At 65.8% G+C, this 13,744-nt stretch carries 20 protein-coding genes; 13 read left to right on the forward strand and 7 right to left on the reverse strand.

The features are described from left to right. Window positions 1-32 precede the first annotated feature (32 nt). Entirely contained in the window at window positions 33-305 is a 273-nt protein-coding gene (locus ACOIX3_RS04905) for a PsiF family protein (RefSeq protein ID WP_420968663.1), read from the reverse strand. Between the two features lie 219 nt (window positions 306-524). Between ACOIX3_RS04905 and ACOIX3_RS04910 the strand changes: the two genes are divergently transcribed. Further along, a complete protein-coding gene (locus tag ACOIX3_RS04910) occupies window positions 525-1,016 on the forward strand; it encodes a hypothetical protein (RefSeq protein ID WP_420968665.1) in 492 nt (163 codons plus the stop codon). A 64-nt stretch (window positions 1,017-1,080) separates the two neighbouring features. On the opposite strand, the gene ACOIX3_RS04915 is transcribed toward ACOIX3_RS04910, so the two are convergent. Then, the gene (locus ACOIX3_RS04915) at window positions 1,081-1,638 is read right to left on the reverse strand and encodes a TetR/AcrR family transcriptional regulator (protein ID WP_420968666.1); all 558 of its coding nucleotides are present in this window, start codon (window positions 1,636-1,638) and stop codon (window positions 1,081-1,083) included. Between the two features lie 93 nt (window positions 1,639-1,731). Between ACOIX3_RS04915 and ACOIX3_RS04920 the strand changes: the two genes are divergently transcribed. From ACOIX3_RS04920 to ACOIX3_RS04945, 6 genes are all read left to right on the forward strand, one after another. Beyond that, on the forward strand, window positions 1,732-2,166 hold the full coding sequence (locus tag ACOIX3_RS04920) for an acyl-CoA thioesterase (RefSeq protein ID WP_420968667.1): 435 nt from the start codon (window positions 1,732-1,734) through the stop codon (window positions 2,164-2,166). A 5-nt stretch (window positions 2,167-2,171) separates the two neighbouring features. Next, window positions 2,172-2,651, forward strand: a complete 480-nt coding sequence (locus tag ACOIX3_RS04925) for a PaaI family thioesterase (protein ID WP_420968668.1) — start codon at window positions 2,172-2,174, stop codon at window positions 2,649-2,651. A 237-nt stretch (window positions 2,652-2,888) separates the two neighbouring features. After that, window positions 2,889-3,275 (forward strand): CidA/LrgA family protein, encoded by a 387-nt coding sequence (locus ACOIX3_RS04930; RefSeq protein ID WP_420968669.1) that lies wholly within the window; start codon window positions 2,889-2,891, stop codon window positions 3,273-3,275. After that, window positions 3,272-3,994 carry an LrgB family protein gene (locus tag ACOIX3_RS04935; protein ID WP_342709214.1) on the forward strand — a complete coding sequence of 241 codons (723 nt, stop codon included), beginning with the start codon at window positions 3,272-3,274 and terminating at the stop codon, window positions 3,992-3,994. Before ACOIX3_RS04930 ends, ACOIX3_RS04935 begins: the two co-directional genes overlap by 4 nt. A gap of 135 nt (window positions 3,995-4,129) precedes the next feature. Next, the gene (locus ACOIX3_RS04940) at window positions 4,130-4,867 is read left to right on the forward strand and encodes a sulfite exporter TauE/SafE family protein (protein ID WP_420971976.1); all 738 of its coding nucleotides are present in this window, start codon (window positions 4,130-4,132) and stop codon (window positions 4,865-4,867) included. A gap of 36 nt (window positions 4,868-4,903) precedes the next feature. After that, window positions 4,904-5,581 carry a DsbA family protein gene (locus ACOIX3_RS04945; RefSeq protein WP_420968671.1) on the forward strand — a complete coding sequence of 226 codons (678 nt, stop codon included), beginning with the start codon at window positions 4,904-4,906 and terminating at the stop codon, window positions 5,579-5,581. Between the two features lie 16 nt (window positions 5,582-5,597). Here the strand turns inward: ACOIX3_RS04945 and ACOIX3_RS04950 are convergent, their stop codons facing one another. Continuing rightward, on the reverse strand, window positions 5,598-6,200 hold the full coding sequence (locus ACOIX3_RS04950) for a CGNR zinc finger domain-containing protein (RefSeq protein ID WP_420968672.1): 603 nt from the start codon (window positions 6,198-6,200) through the stop codon (window positions 5,598-5,600). A gap of 113 nt (window positions 6,201-6,313) precedes the next feature. Here ACOIX3_RS04950 and ACOIX3_RS04955 point away from each other — a divergent pair, with 113 nt between their 5' ends. After that, on the forward strand, window positions 6,314-6,952 hold the full coding sequence (locus tag ACOIX3_RS04955) for an AzlC family ABC transporter permease (protein WP_420968673.1): 639 nt from the start codon (window positions 6,314-6,316) through the stop codon (window positions 6,950-6,952). After that, entirely contained in the window at window positions 6,945-7,271 is a 327-nt protein-coding gene (locus ACOIX3_RS04960) for an AzlD domain-containing protein (RefSeq protein ID WP_420968674.1), read from the forward strand. Before ACOIX3_RS04955 ends, ACOIX3_RS04960 begins: the two co-directional genes overlap by 8 nt. Window positions 7,272-7,280: 9 nt before the next feature. Here the strand turns inward: ACOIX3_RS04960 and ACOIX3_RS04965 are convergent, their stop codons facing one another. Next, entirely contained in the window at window positions 7,281-7,487 is a 207-nt protein-coding gene (locus tag ACOIX3_RS04965) for a hypothetical protein (RefSeq protein WP_176533628.1), read from the reverse strand. A gap of 149 nt (window positions 7,488-7,636) precedes the next feature. Between ACOIX3_RS04965 and ACOIX3_RS04970 the strand changes: the two genes are divergently transcribed. After that, a complete protein-coding gene (locus tag ACOIX3_RS04970; RefSeq protein ID WP_420968675.1) occupies window positions 7,637-7,951 on the forward strand; it encodes a hypothetical protein in 315 nt (104 codons plus the stop codon). Further along, window positions 7,938-8,591: a nucleotidyl transferase AbiEii/AbiGii toxin family protein gene (locus tag ACOIX3_RS04975; protein WP_420968676.1), complete on the forward strand. Its 654-nt coding sequence runs from the start codon at window positions 7,938-7,940 to the stop codon at window positions 8,589-8,591. Before ACOIX3_RS04970 ends, ACOIX3_RS04975 begins: the two co-directional genes overlap by 14 nt. An 18-nt stretch (window positions 8,592-8,609) precedes the next feature. Here the strand turns inward: ACOIX3_RS04975 and ACOIX3_RS04980 are convergent, their stop codons facing one another. Continuing rightward, a complete protein-coding gene (locus ACOIX3_RS04980; RefSeq protein WP_420968677.1) occupies window positions 8,610-9,497 on the reverse strand; it encodes a LysR family transcriptional regulator in 888 nt (295 codons plus the stop codon). A gap of 120 nt (window positions 9,498-9,617) precedes the next feature. Here ACOIX3_RS04980 and ACOIX3_RS04985 point away from each other — a divergent pair, with 120 nt between their 5' ends. Together ACOIX3_RS04985 and ACOIX3_RS04990 are read left to right on the forward strand one after the other, a co-directional pair. After that, window positions 9,618-10,358: an SDR family oxidoreductase gene (locus ACOIX3_RS04985; protein WP_420968678.1), complete on the forward strand. Its 741-nt coding sequence runs from the start codon at window positions 9,618-9,620 to the stop codon at window positions 10,356-10,358. A 57-nt stretch (window positions 10,359-10,415) separates the two neighbouring features. Beyond that, entirely contained in the window at window positions 10,416-11,315 is a 900-nt protein-coding gene (locus ACOIX3_RS04990; protein WP_420968679.1) for an SDR family oxidoreductase, read from the forward strand. A gap of 208 nt (window positions 11,316-11,523) precedes the next feature. Here ACOIX3_RS04990 and ACOIX3_RS04995 read toward each other — a convergent pair whose 3' ends face one another. Together ACOIX3_RS04995 and ACOIX3_RS05000 are read right to left on the reverse strand one after the other, a co-directional pair. After that, complete coding sequence (locus ACOIX3_RS04995; protein ID WP_420968680.1) at window positions 11,524-12,606, reverse strand: phospholipase; 1,083 nt, start codon at window positions 12,604-12,606, stop codon at window positions 11,524-11,526. A gap of 23 nt (window positions 12,607-12,629) precedes the next feature. Beyond that, entirely contained in the window at window positions 12,630-13,601 is a 972-nt protein-coding gene (locus ACOIX3_RS05000; protein ID WP_420968681.1) for a S1C family serine protease, read from the reverse strand. Window positions 13,602-13,744 lie beyond the last annotated feature (143 nt).

Consider the following 13,744-nt stretch of genomic DNA (forward strand, 5'->3'; position numbering starts at 1 on the left):
CAGGGGAGGGTGGGCCGATCACACGTACTACTTTACTTCGCGGCCGGCGCTGCGGCAGCTCCGCCCGCCTTCTTGCACTCGGAGCGGAATTTCTTGCGCTCCTTGCCGTGCAGGCCCTTGGCGTCGGCCTCCTTCGAGCATTCCAGCGACTCGGCGGTGCGCGGCTTGGCTTCCTTGGCCATCTTGCCGTCAGCCTTCGGAGCGGCCTCCTTGGCGGCGGGGGCGGCGGTTTGCGCGAAAGCTCCGCCCATCAGCAGCAGGGAGGCAAGGGCGGTTGCGGTCGCGAGCGTGGAAATCTTCTTCATGGGGCACCTCGTGAGGGAAGGAGCCGAAACGTTGCGCGGCGATGATGAACCGTGGATGAATATGCGGTGGTCCCGCCGCCACAATATTTTAACAGCCAAGGGCGTCCGCACGTTGTCGCAAGTCGGGGTTGCGCTAGGATAATGGTCTTACGCCAATGCCCCCCACGGGAAACCCCAAGGGAGACCCAAAGGGAAACCAGGGATGACGGGAGACCAGGGATGACCATTCAGACCAGATTGTTGTGTGTGATTGCGGTGTCGGGCTTTGCAGCCTTTGCGGCGAGCGCGCCGGCGCAGGCCCTGACCGCGCAGGAATGCAGCGCCAAGTACCAGGCGGCCAAGACGGCCGGCACCCTCAACGGCCAGAAGTGGAATGATTTCCGCAAGGCGCAATGCGCCGCCGACGCGACCCCGGCTGCGGCGCCCGCCGCTCCGCCGCCCGCTGCCGCCGCGCCCGCTCCGGCTGCGCCGAAGGAAGCCAAGCGGGAAGCCGCGCCCGCCGCGGCACCCGCCGCACCGGCAGGGCCCGCCGTGTTTCCGAACGCGGTCGATCCCAAATATGCCCAGGAGACCCCGGGCAAGCAGCGCTTCAAGACGTGCGACGATCAGTACAAGGCCAACAAGGCCACCGGCGGCAATGGCGGCCTGAAGTGGATCCAGAAGGGTGGCGGCTACTGGAGCGAGTGCAACAAGCACCTGAAGGGCGCCTGAGCCAGCTGAAGCGAATTTGACGGGCGGCCGGCGTAAGCCGGCCGCTTTGCTTTCGGCCGCAGCGTTATTGGCTTTCCGTGAGCAGCTTGTCCGCCGATTGCGCCAGCAGTTGCGCGCGCTTGCGCGGGCCGCGTTCGAGAAACAGCAGGCTCTGGCCGAAGATGAAGCAGTAGAACAGGAAGGCCTGCGCATTGGCCTCCTCGGCCGGTAGCCCGGTGGCGCGATAGAGCTGGCCGACATTCTTCAGCCGCGCGGCATCGACGCTCGCAGCGGCGGTGGCCGCGGCTTCGTCGGTACGCGCCCATTGCCGGATCGCGAGCTCCACCGCCATCGCCTCGGTGTTCATGCGCTCCGAATAGAGCGTGATGATCGCCTTCAGCCGCTCGCGCGCGCTGGCGCCGTCGAGCGCGGTCTGCTTCTCGATTGCGGCGATGCGGCCGTCGCGCCAGCGCGTCAGCATGGCCTCGAGCAACGCGGCGCGATCCCTGAAGCGGCGGTAGAAGCCGCCCTTGGTGACGCCCAGATTCTTCGCCAGCACCTCGACGCGCACGCCGTCGACGCCGGTATGCGCGAGCTCGGCAAAGCCGGCCGCGACCCAGACGTCGCCCTTGCTTTCAGTCATGTGATCTCCGCGGAGCGGTCCCGATACGGTGCCGTATTGCTAGCCCGCTTCGTGCCTGATACGCTACCGTATCAAAAATGGAGGAGCGGCACGATGGAGGGCGAGGCGACCTATCGCGGCACGGTCTATCCCTGGCATTGCGACCACATCGGCCACATGAACGTCATGTGGTATGTCGGCAAGTTCGACGAGGCGAGCTGGAACATGTTCGCGCGGCTCGGGCTGACGCCGAGCTATCTGCGCGAGTCCGGCCGCGGCATGGCCGCCGTGCAGCAGAACATCTCCTACCAGCGCGAACTGCTTGCCGGCGACCTCGTCGAGGTCAAGAGCCGGCTGGTCGAGTTCCGCGACAAGTCGGTCCGCATCCTGCATGAGATGCGCAACGCGGAGACCGGCGACGTCGCCGCGACCTGCGAGATCGCGGCCGTGCACATCGATCGCGCCGCGCGCAAATCGGCGCCGTTCGCACCGGCGATCCGCTACGCCGCGATGCCGCACCTCGTGCCGTCAGAACCCGTGACTGCGTGACCGCCATGCCCCGCTTTGAGCCGAAGAATCCCGACTTCCGCGCGGTGGCCACCGCCACATTCGCGCGCCAGCGCGCAATGCAGACGCTTGGTATCTCGATCGCGCGCATGGAGCCGGGCGAGGTCGATCTCGCGATGCCCTACGCGCCGGAGTTCTGCCAGCAGAACGGGTTCGTGCATGCCGGAATCATCACCGCGGGGCTCGACAATGCCTGCGGGATCGCCGCCTTCACGCTGATGCCCGACGGCTCCGACATCCTCACGGTGGAGTTCAAGACCAATCTGCTGGCGCCGGCCCGCGGCGAGCGATTCGTATTCCGCGGCGTCGTGGTCAAGCCGGGCCGCACGCTGACGGTCTGCGACGGCCGCGCCTATGCCGTGCAGGACGGCATCGAGACGCTGGTCGCGACCATGAGCGGCACGCTGATGGCGCTGCAGAGGCGGGAGCCGCCAGTGACGAGCGGAGCTTCATCTCCGTCACCCTGAGGAGCCGCGAAGCGCCGTCTCGAAGGGTCGACGGCCCCACTCTCTCGGTAGCCAGAAAGTAGTGTGCGGAGATAACCGGGCCGTGCATCCTTCGAGGCGCGCAAGGGCGCGCACCTCAGGATGACGGGACTGAGAGACCGGCGTGCCCAGCATTTGCGCACACGCTTGAGTCCCGCGCATTGACAAGCGTCCGCCCCAACGACCTGATACGCGCATGTTTCGCGTGAGCGCCTTGTCATGATCGCCAGCCTCAGTCTGATCCTGCTCTGTCAGTTGGCCGGCGAGGTTGCCGTGCGGGCGCTGGCCGTGCCGGTGCCGGGACCGGTGGTCGGGCTGGTGCTGCTGCTGTTGCTGCTGTTGGCGCGCGACCGCTTTCCGGTGCTCGCGCGCGGGCCGCTCGGCGATGACGGGGTCGAGAGCGCGAGCCGCGGCATGCTTGCCAATCTCTCGCTGCTGTTCATTCCGGCCGGCGTCGGCGTAGTGCAGAAGCTCGATCTGCTCGCCGAGCACGGTATCGCGATCCTGGTGATCCTCGCGGTGTCGGTCATCGTCACGCTGCTGGCGACGGTCGCGACCTTCGTCGCGGCGAGCAGTATGTTTGCGCGCGAGGAGGAGAACCCGTGAGCGACAATCCGTTCTCGCTCTGGGTCTATCTGTCGCAGTCGCCGCTGCTCTGGCTGACGGTGACGCTGCTGACCTATGCCGCGACCGATGCGGTGTCGCTGAAGACCCGCCGGCATCCGCTCGCCAATCCCGTGCTGCATTCGCTGTGGATCATCGGCGCGTTCCTGCTGCTGACCGGGACCTCCTACACCACCTATTTTGCCGGCGCGCAGTTCGTGCACTTCCTGCTCGGGCCGGCGACGGTGGCGCTCGCGGTGCCGCTCTACGAGAACCGCAGGCGGGTCGCGGCCGCGGTCCTGCCGATGCTGGTTGCGCTGGCGGTCGGCTCGCTCACCGCGATCGTCTCGGTGGTGCTGTTGGCGCGGGCCTTCGGTCTGCCGCGTGACATCATCCTGTCGCTGGCGCCGAAATCGGTGACGGCCGGCGTTGCCATGGGCATCAGCGAATCCCTGCATGCCGATCCCTCGCTGACGGCGGTCTCCGTGATCCTCACCGGCATCATGGGGGCGATCATCGTCACGCCCTTGATGAACTTCACCGGTGTCACCGACTTCCGTGGCCGCGGCTTTGCCGCCGGCATCGCCGCCCATGGCATCGGCACCGCGCGCGCCTTCCAGGTCGACGAGGTCGCCGGCGTCTTTGCCGGGATCGCGATGAGCCTGAACGCGCTGGTCACCTCGCTGCTGGTACCGCTGGCCGTGACATATCTGCTGCGCTGACACTGGTTGCAGGGCAGTTTTGTGCTATTGGTATGGCGTTGTGCAGCAAATCCTTCTAGGGTTTCGGCCTCTAACGCGAGTCTGTTCCCCTTGGTCTTCTCCGCAACTCAGAGCGTGCTTGGGCTGGCATCGGGCATGCTGGTCGGCTTTTCGCTGGGCCTGGTCGGCGGCGGCGGGTCGATCCTTGCCGTGCCGCTGATGGTCTATGTGGTCGGGGTGGCCCAACCGCATGTCGCGATCGGCACCTCGGCGATCGCGGTCGCCGCCAACGCCGCGATCAACCTCTCCAACCACGCCCGCGGCGGCACCGTGATCTGGTCCTGCGCACTGCTGTTCGCACTGTCAGGCATGTTCGGCGCATTCGGCGGCTCGATCCTCGGCAAGATGCTGGACGGGCAGAAGCTGCTGGCCCTGTTCTCGATCGTGATGCTTGTCATCGCGGGGTTGATGTTGAAGACCCGCGCGCGGGTCGGGCTGACCGACGTCAAGATCTCGATGTCCAACACGCCCGCGATCGTAGGTCTCGGGCTTGCCACGGGAACCATGTCCGGCTTCTTCGGCATCGGCGGCGGCTTCCTGATCGTGCCGGCCCTGATGCTGGCGACCGGGATGCCGATCATGAACGCGGTCAGTTCGTCGCTGGTGGCCGTTACCGCCTTCGGTATGACCACGGCCCTCAGCTATGCGTGGTCCGGGCTGGTGTCATGGGGCCTGGCGGGGCTATTCGTCGCCGGCGGCATCGCGGGCGGCCTGCTGGGCACACGGAGCGCCCGGCACCTGTCGGAACGGCGCGGCGCCCTTAATATCGTGTTTGCGACTGTGATTATCGTCGTGGCGATCTATATGCTGCTGCGTAACATCGATGTGTCCTGAACGTAGAAGGGCGAGGAGCCCTTCCGGAAGCGAGCTATGAACCAGCTGACGAAATTCCCCCTCGACAACGCCGGCGCCACCCGGCGCGGCGCGCTCGGCCTCATCGGTGCCGGCATTGCGCTCCTTGCCGCAGGAGGCGCGCGCGCCGAGGACGACAATGTCCTGACCGAGCAACAGGTGCTGCGCGATCCGGATATTCCGGTGATCGGCAATGCCAAGGGCGACATCACGATCGTCGAATGGTTCGACTACAACTGCCCGTATTGCCGCAAGCTCGCGCCGGAGCTCCGCCAGGTGGTGCAGGACGACGGCAAGGTCCGCCTGGTGCTGAAGGATTGGCCAATCCTCGGGCCGGTGTCGAAGGTCGCGGCGCGGATGGCGCTGGCGGCGAAATACCAGGACAAGTTCGAAGCCGCGCATGAGGCGATGATCTCGGTGAATTCGCGCATCACCGAGCCGCGCATTGCCGAGCTGCTGTCGGGCGCCGGCCTCGACATGGACCGCCTGAAGAAGGATCTCGACACCAATGCCAAGGCGATCGACGCGGTCTTGGCGCGCAATAACGAGCAGGCGATGGCGTTCGGCTTCAACGGCACGCCGTCATTCATCGTCGGCAAGTATCGCGTGCCGGGCGTGCTCAGCATCGATCAATTCGAGCAGGTGATCGCGGACGCCCGCAAGGCCAATATGGGCCGCAAGACCGAGCAGAACTAAACCCCTTGGCGTTCACTCACGCGGAGCCCTTGCGCTTGGCATAGGCGCGCCGCGCGCGCTCGCGATTGCCGCACACTTCGCTGGAGCACCATCTGCGGCTCCGGTTCGGGCTCTCGTCGACGAAGAACCAGCCGCAGCCGTCAGCCTCGCAGCATCCGATGCGGCTTGCGTCATCGGACGCCAGCAGGGCCGTCAGCGACCACAGCACCGGCCACAATGGCTCCGTCACGTCGGTCCCCGCCAGCGCATGGCGATAGCCGCGATCCTGCCGCACAAGATCGGGCTGCCGCGGAGCCGCCGACAGCATCCGATTGACGAGACGGAGGTCTACGCCGCGGCCACCGCGGAGCGCGTCGGAAATCGCCCAGATGTCGCGACGCAAATCATGCGCCTTCTGCATCGCGGCCACGGCAGCGCTGCTCGCCGAATACGCTTTCAGCTTCCTGATCGCCGCGAGCGGCAAGGTCCCGCGGCGTTCGCTCCAGGACAATAGCGCAGCGTAATCCGGGATCAGCTCCTGCGGATCGTTCGACGTCCGCCAGTCGAGCGTGTTCGCGAAGTCGAGGCAGACCCGTCCACCGAAGAACTGTGTCGCTGCCCGCGCGGGATCCCTTGACATCACGGCCTCTCACCAAGTTTAATCTAACGGTCATGACCATTACAAGCGTCCAGCCGTCGCAACGCGTCCCAACGATGACGGCCGCCGGATTCCGGCGGGGCCTGGTCGCGGCCTTGCCGTTCCTGCTCAGCAACGGCGCCGCCGGCCTCGTGATGGGACTGACCTACAAGGGGCTTGGGCTGGGGGCGCCGCAAGCGATTCTGTTTAGCCTGCTCGTCTACTCCGCCACCGCCCAGGCGATCACGCTGAGCATGTGGGCGAGCCCGTTGCCGGTTGCCGCCATGGTCGTTGCCTGCATCGCCACCAATTCTCGATACTTACTGATGGGCGCCCACCTGCGCCAGCTGTTTGGCGGACTAGCCCCCCGGAAGATCCTGCTCAGCCTGTTTCTGCTCGCCGATGCGTCGTGGCTGATGACGAGTTCGGATGCCGACCGCAACGGACCCGACGCCGGCTATCTGCTCGGATCGAGCATCCCGATGGCCATCGGCTGGGTCGGCGGCACCGCGCTCGCCTATGCCGCCCCGCTCGCAACCAACGGACCGCTGCGGCTCGCCGCAGCGCTGCTGCCGACGATGTTCATTGCGACCCTGCTTCCCAGCCAGTGGAAGAACGCGACATCCCGGTGGCCGTGGCTGGTCTCGGCGGTCGTCGCGCTCCTGGTCAGCCGATTCGTGGATCCGAGCTGGTCCATGCTGATCGGTGGCGGATGCGGCACGCTCGTCAGCATGATGGAGCGGACCGATGCGTGACCTGATGCAGCATTTGATGAAGGACTTGGACGTTCTCGGCGTGATCTTCATCCTCGGGCTGACATGCTATGCCATGCGCGCCGGTGGATACGTTCTTGCCGCGTCGATGCGCGACGACAGCATCGCCGCCCGGTTTCTCCGGCTCGCGCCCGGCAATCTGTTCATCGCATTCATTGTTGGCGGTTGCCTGTCCGGCGGGCTAGCAGGTCTCGTCGGCACGATGGTCGCGCTGGTGACGATGGCTGTCACAGCGAGGGAATGGGCCGCGTTAGGTGCCGGCTTCGGTGCGGCCTTGGCGGCGTCTACGATCGGGCTGTGACGTCAGCGGTTACTTGGACGCGATCTTGTCCCACTGCTCGCGGGTGCGCGTTTTCAGCAGGTTCCAGTCATGGGCTGCAACATCCCAATTCACGATGGTGCGGGTATCCTGCGCCACTTCGCCATTGGCGACGCTCGACGTCCGCATTGAATCGTAGACATAGACGCCGCAAACCAGCAGCAGCGCGCCCAAAATCATGCCGAAAAACGTCCGCATCGCTCAATCCCTCCGGTGTCGGCGGGATAACGTCGTGGGGTTCGCTGTGGTTCCGGACGGCGACGGATCATCAACCTCGTATCTCGTTGCGGTACGCCACAAGGGACGTTCTGCGTGGAAAACGCCGCTTGAATCAGGTACAATGAGCCATGACGGCAACAGGCTTACCGAGCGATCTGTTGGAGCAATTTCGCCGCAAATATTTGTGGTGGAGTCCGGTGGACGGACGGCCGTTTCCCGAAGAGCGTATCGTCGCGCAAACGATGAATCTCGGAACGTATGACGACATTCTTTTGCTCGAAGATGCGGTCGGCCATGGTCGCCTGGTCGAGGTTATGCGCAGCGCGGAGCCGGGCTGGATCAACGATCGCTCGTGGGAATTCTGGCGGGGCCGGCTGACATTTGCCACGGGCCTGGCAATTCCGGACAGGGCCCCCCGCAGGGGCTTCCATGCCGCAGTTTGAGCCGCGCCTTGATATCCTTCCTGCGGCGCAACGCGAGATGTGGCCCAGCCTCATTTCGGCGCAACAAATGAAGTTCGTTCTGTACGGGGGGACGGCGGTTGCGCTCCAGCTTGGTCATCGCCAATCGCTCGATTTTGACTTCTTCTGCACCGAGCACTTGGACAAAGGGCGACTTCGCACCGAATTCGCGTTCGTCGCCGGCGCGGCGATCCTGCAAGACGCGCCGGACACGTTGGTCGTGCTGGCCGAGATGCCGTCAGGCCCGGTCAAGGTTTCGTTCTTTGGCGGCCTCAAGCTCGGCCGTATCAACGACCCGCTTCAGACCTCCGATGGCGTGCTGCTCGTCGCGTCGCTCGACGATCTGATGGCGACCAAGCTCAAGGCGACGCTGGACCGCGCCGAGGCCAAGGACTATCGGGATATTGCTGCAATGTTGTCCGCGGGCGCTTCGTTGCCGACAGCCTTGAGCGCTTTCCGGACGATGTTTCACGGCGAGCCCGCGCAGGTGCTGCGCGCAATCGGATTCTTTGGCGACGGAGATCTGAATTCAGTGACCACGGCTGACAGGACTATCCTGTCGAACGCGCGAGATCGCGTAGGCGAGTTGCCCGAGCTCCATCTGAAGGACGGGCTTTGCTGACCGGCATCCGGCGATCGATCAACTGCGCGCGAATACCCGCATCACATAGTCGATGAACACGCGCACGCGCGGCGACAGTTGGCGGTTGCGCGGATAGAGCAGCGATACCGGCACCGATGGCGGCGGACATTGCTGCAGCACCGGGATCAGCGTGCCGCTCGCGAGATCGGCTTCGGCATGGAAGCGCGGCACCTGCACAAGGCCGAGGCCGAGCCTGGCGCTTGCGAGATAGCTCTCGGGGCCGGTCACCGACATCGGCGCGGGCAACGGAAATTGTTTGAGCGCGCCGTCGATCACGAATTCCATCGGGCGCAAGCGGCCCGTCGTCAGCGAGCGAATCCCGATCATGCGATGGCCGTCGAGCGTGGACGGATCGGTCGGGGTACCCCAGCGCGCTAAGTAGTCCGGCGTGGCGCAGGTCAGCCGCTCCAGCATCGTGACCTGCCGCGCGATCATGTCGCTATCGGGCAATTGGCCGAAGCGCAGCACGCAGTCGACGCCTTCGCGGATCAGGTCGACCCAGCGGTCGCTCTCGCTCATGTTGATCTCGATATCAGGGTATTGGGCGAGGAAGCCGGGCAGGTTCGGTAGCAGGAAGTGCCGCGCCAGGGTGCCTTGCACTTCGAGCCGCAGCAGGCCCTTCGGCCGCGCCCCGCCGAACGCGCCCTCGGCGTCTTCGAGGTCTGCGATCAGCGACAGGCAGCGGCGGTAATGCGCCTCGCCGTCGAGCGTCGGGCGCACCGTGCGCGTGGTGCGCTCGAGCAGCCGCACGCCGAGCCGCGCTTCCAGCCCCTTGACCGCGTCCGTCACCGTCGAGCGCGGCAAAGCGAGATCGTCGGCGGCAAGTGAGAAACTGCGCCGTTCCACCACCCGGCTGAACACGCGCATCGCGTCGAAGCGGTCCATCTATTATCCGAAAATTGCGAATAGTGTTGCCAGAAGATGCCTGATTATCCGGTTGATGCCAAGGCCTAGTGTCCTCCCATCGAACGCGGCCTTGGCCGCCAACCTGACGGGAGACTGAAAATGACCAACCAAACCAACAAGGTAGCGCTGGTGACGGGCGCCTCGCGCGGGATCGGTGCCGCGGTTGCCGAGCGCCTCGCCCGGGACGGCTTCACCGTCGTCATCAACTACTCCGGCGATGCCAGGCCCGCCCAGGCGGTGGCCGACCGGATCGAAGCCGCCGGCGGCCGGGCTCTGACGGCGAAGGCCGATGTCAGCGACGCCAGCGCGGTGCGCGGCCTGTTCGACGCAGCGGAAGCCGCCTTCGGCGGCGTCGATGTGCTGGTCAACAATGCCGGCATCATGAAGCTCGGCAAGATCGCCGACAGCGACGATGCGGCCTTCGACCAGCAGGTCGCGGTCAACCTGAAGGGCAGCTTCAACACCATGCGCGAGGCGGCACGCCGGGTGCGCAATGGCGGACGTATCGTCAACTTCTCGACCAGCGTCGTCGGAACCAGGCTCGAGACCTACGGCATCTATGTCGCGACCAAGGCCGCGATCGAGTCATTGACCGCGATCCTGTCCAAGGAATTGCGCGGCCGCGGCATCACGGTGAATGCGGTCGCGCCGGGCCCGACCGCGACCGATCTGTTTCTCAACGGCAAATCGGACGAGCTGATCGATCGCTTCGCCAAAATGGTCCCGCTGGAGCGGCTCGGCACGCCCGACGACATCGCGAACACCGTGTCGTTCCTCGTCGGTCCCGACGGCTCCTGGATCAACGGCCAGACCCTGCGTGCCAATGGCGGTCTGGTCTGACGTCTCCACACCTTCAACCCAACGCTCGCTCAACCCGCCATCACAAGGATACGTGTCATGAAACAGGTCATTGTCATTACCGGCGCTTCCAGCGGCTTCGGCCGCCTCACCGCCAACGCGCTCGCCAGGGCCGGCCACACCGTCTACGCCTCGATGCGCCACACCACCGGCCGCAACGCCGCCGCGGTCGCCGACATCGAGGAGTTCGCCCGCGACAACAACGTCGATCTGCGCGCGCTCGAGCTCGATGTCGGCTCGCAGGCGTCGGTCGATAAGGCCATTGCGCAGATTGTTGCCGAAGAAGGCCGCCTCGACGTCGTCATGCACAATGCCGGTCACATGGTGTTCGGTCCGGCCGAGGCCTTCACGCCCGAGCAGCTCGCCGAGCTCTTCGACGTCAACGTGCTCTCGACCCAGCGCGTCAATCGCGCCGCGCTGCCGCAGCTGCGCAAGCAGGGCAGGGGACTTGTGGTCTGGGTGTCGAGCTCAAGCTCGGCCGGCGGCACGCCGCCCTATCTCGCGCCGTATTTCGCGGCGAAGGCCGGCATGGATGCGATGGCCGTGATCTATGCCCGTGAGCTGTCGCGCTGGGGCATCGAGACCTCGATCATCGTGCCCGGCGCCTTCACCGGCGGCACCAACCATTTCGCGCATTCCGGCCGTCCCGCCGACCAGGCGCGCGTCGCCGAATATGAAGCCGGTCCCTATGCCGGCTTCGGCGACGAGATCATGAAGGCGTTTTCGGCGATCGTGCCCGAGGATGCCGACGCCGGCTCCGTGGCCGATGCGATCGTTGAGGTCGTCGACACGCCGTTCGGCAAGCGGCCGTTCCGCGTCCACATCGATCCGACCCAGGACGGTGCCGAAGTCGCATTCGGCGTGATCGACCGCGTCCGCAACGAAATGCTGCACCGGGTCGGCTTCTCCGACCTGCTCAAGCCACGAGACAACCAGTAACGTTGTCCGCGCTGAATCCGGGATAGCGCCCGCGCGGCTCCATCCATCACCGTCATCCCCGCGCAAAGGCTTTCCCTTTGTCGCTGGAGGATCGCGAAGCGCGTCTCGAAGGATGCACGGCCCCGATGGAGCCACGCGCGGCCGCAGCCGGGCCGTCGACCCTTCGAGACGCGCTTCGCGCTCCTCAGGGTGACGGGAAGAGAGTCCCTCAAGTGCCGTCGGCCTGCTCGCCGTTCAGCCACCGAAAAATCTCCGCATTGATCTCGCGCGGATAGGTGTGGCTGAGATCGTCGATCTCGCGATAGATCACCTTGGCGCCGGCAGCCGACAGCAAGCCTTGCGTCTGCCGCGCGGTCTGCACCGGGAACATCCAGTCGAGCCGGCCATGGGTGATGAAGATCGGCAAACCGCGCAGCCGCTCGGCGTCGGCCATCTCGGCCATCAGCGGATGGAAGGTCGCGGCAACCGGCGCCAGATGCGTGAAGCGCGAGGCGCCGTCGAGCCCGCTCACATAGCTGAACGTGCCGCCGTCGCTCATCCCGGTCAGCAGCATGCGGGTTTCGTCGATGCGCCAGCGCGCGCGCACCTGGTCGATGATGCGGTTGAGGTTCGGCGTGTCGGTGTCGTCGCCCATCAGCGCCCAGGTCTGGCCGGTCGCGGTCGGCGCCACCAGGATGGCGCCGCGGCTGCGCGCATCGCGCAGCCAGCTCCACAGGAAACCGCGGCCGTTGCCGCTGCCGCCGTGCAGCGCCATCACCAGCGGCCAGGTGCGATCAGGCGTGTAATATTCCGGCACGTACATCGAGAAGCCGCCGCGGCTGCCCGGCTCGTTGCGCTCATGGAAGATGCCGGTGTCGGCGTTCGGCACGGCCGCGAGCTTCGCCTGCAGGTCGGCGTCCTCGCGCATGTCGGGCGCGATGAAGAAGCCGCTGACCGGCGGCAGCTCGGTCAAGGGATAGAGCGCCTCCTGTGCGCGCGGCAGATAGCGCAGCGCGCGGAATACGCTGACCAGATCGCCTTCGCCATTCTGCGCCGCGCGCAGGCCCGCATAGCCGGCCAGTGCCGGTTCGATCGCAGCTTCCAGTGCGGTCTGGATATGCGCGAATTTCTCCGGCCAATCGGCAAGCCGAGGCCGCACCGCCTGCAGGGCCTCCTCAGGCTCGCCTGCGATCTGCATCACGCGATCGAAGTCCGGCGGATTGAGATTGCGCGCGACAAAGGACAGCGATTCCAGTGTCTGCAACAGCGGCGGCAGCACGGCCACGATGTCGTCAACCACGGCCTCGCTCATCGTTGCTGCCTCTTTTCTTTCTCTTAATGCAGCCGCGGGGCCTTCAACAGCTTCATGCGGTCGATCGAGGTCAGCGTCACGTCGAAGGTGACGCCCTCGTGGTAGATGGTCAGCGGCACGTCGACGCCGGCTGCGCCGAGCGACCAGAGCTTGCGGTAGAAGCCGGTCTGGCTCGTCACCTTGTCGCCGTCGACCGCGAGGATCACGTCGCCGGTCTTGAGTTCGGCGCGCGCCGCCGGTCCCTTGCTGGCGACGCCGACCACCACGAGGCGGTTGTCGATCTCGGTCGTGTACATGCCGAGCCACGGCCGCGCCGGCCGGTCGACGCGGCCGAATTTGCGCAGGTCGCTCAGCACCGGATTGAGCAGATCGATCGGCACGATCATGTTGACATGCTCGGCGCGGCCCGAGCGTTCGCGTTCGAGCTGCAGCGAGCCGATGCCGATCAGCTCGCCGGCATTGTTGATCAGTCCGGTGCCGCCCCAGTTCGGATGCGACGGATAGGTGAAGATCGCCTCGTCGAGCAGATATTCCCAGTAGCCCGCGAACTCCTGCTTCGCCGCGATCTGGCTCGCGACCGAGCGCGTCCGGCCGCCGGCGCCGCCGAGCACGACATTGTCGCCGACCTGCGTCGCCGCCGACGAGCCGATCGGCAGCGGCTTGATGTCGAGCTGTCCCAGCGCCTGCACCAGGCCGAAGCCGGATTCGAAATCGAAGCCGAGTGCGTGGCCCTCGACCGCGCGGCCGTCGCCGAGATGCAGCCACACCGTGGCGGCTTCGGTGATCAGATAGCCGATCGTCAGCACCAGCCCGTCGTCGATCAAGACGCCGTTGCCGGCGCGCTCGGTGCCGAGCGTCTCGGCGCTGAAGGCGTCAGGCGGAATGATCGAATGCAGCCCGATCACGCTCGTCAGCGCACGATCGAGGTCGTAGCGGTAATCTTCGGGGCGGGGCTGAAAGGCCGCCGGCACTTTCCATTCGGTGGTGGAGGGCATCAAGGATCTCCTGGCGTGCAGGGCGCTGGAACCTCATGGTAGTCCGAGGTTCTGCCGGCAGGGAAGATGGAATGATATACCTTGCGCGGCGGCCTGCACAGCTCATCTGGCGTGCAGAGCTGCCCCTCGCAAGATGAACTGAA

It is taken from the genome of Bradyrhizobium sp. B120 (assembly GCF_049075665.1).
Classification (GTDB): Bacteria; Pseudomonadota; Alphaproteobacteria; order Rhizobiales; family Xanthobacteraceae; genus Bradyrhizobium.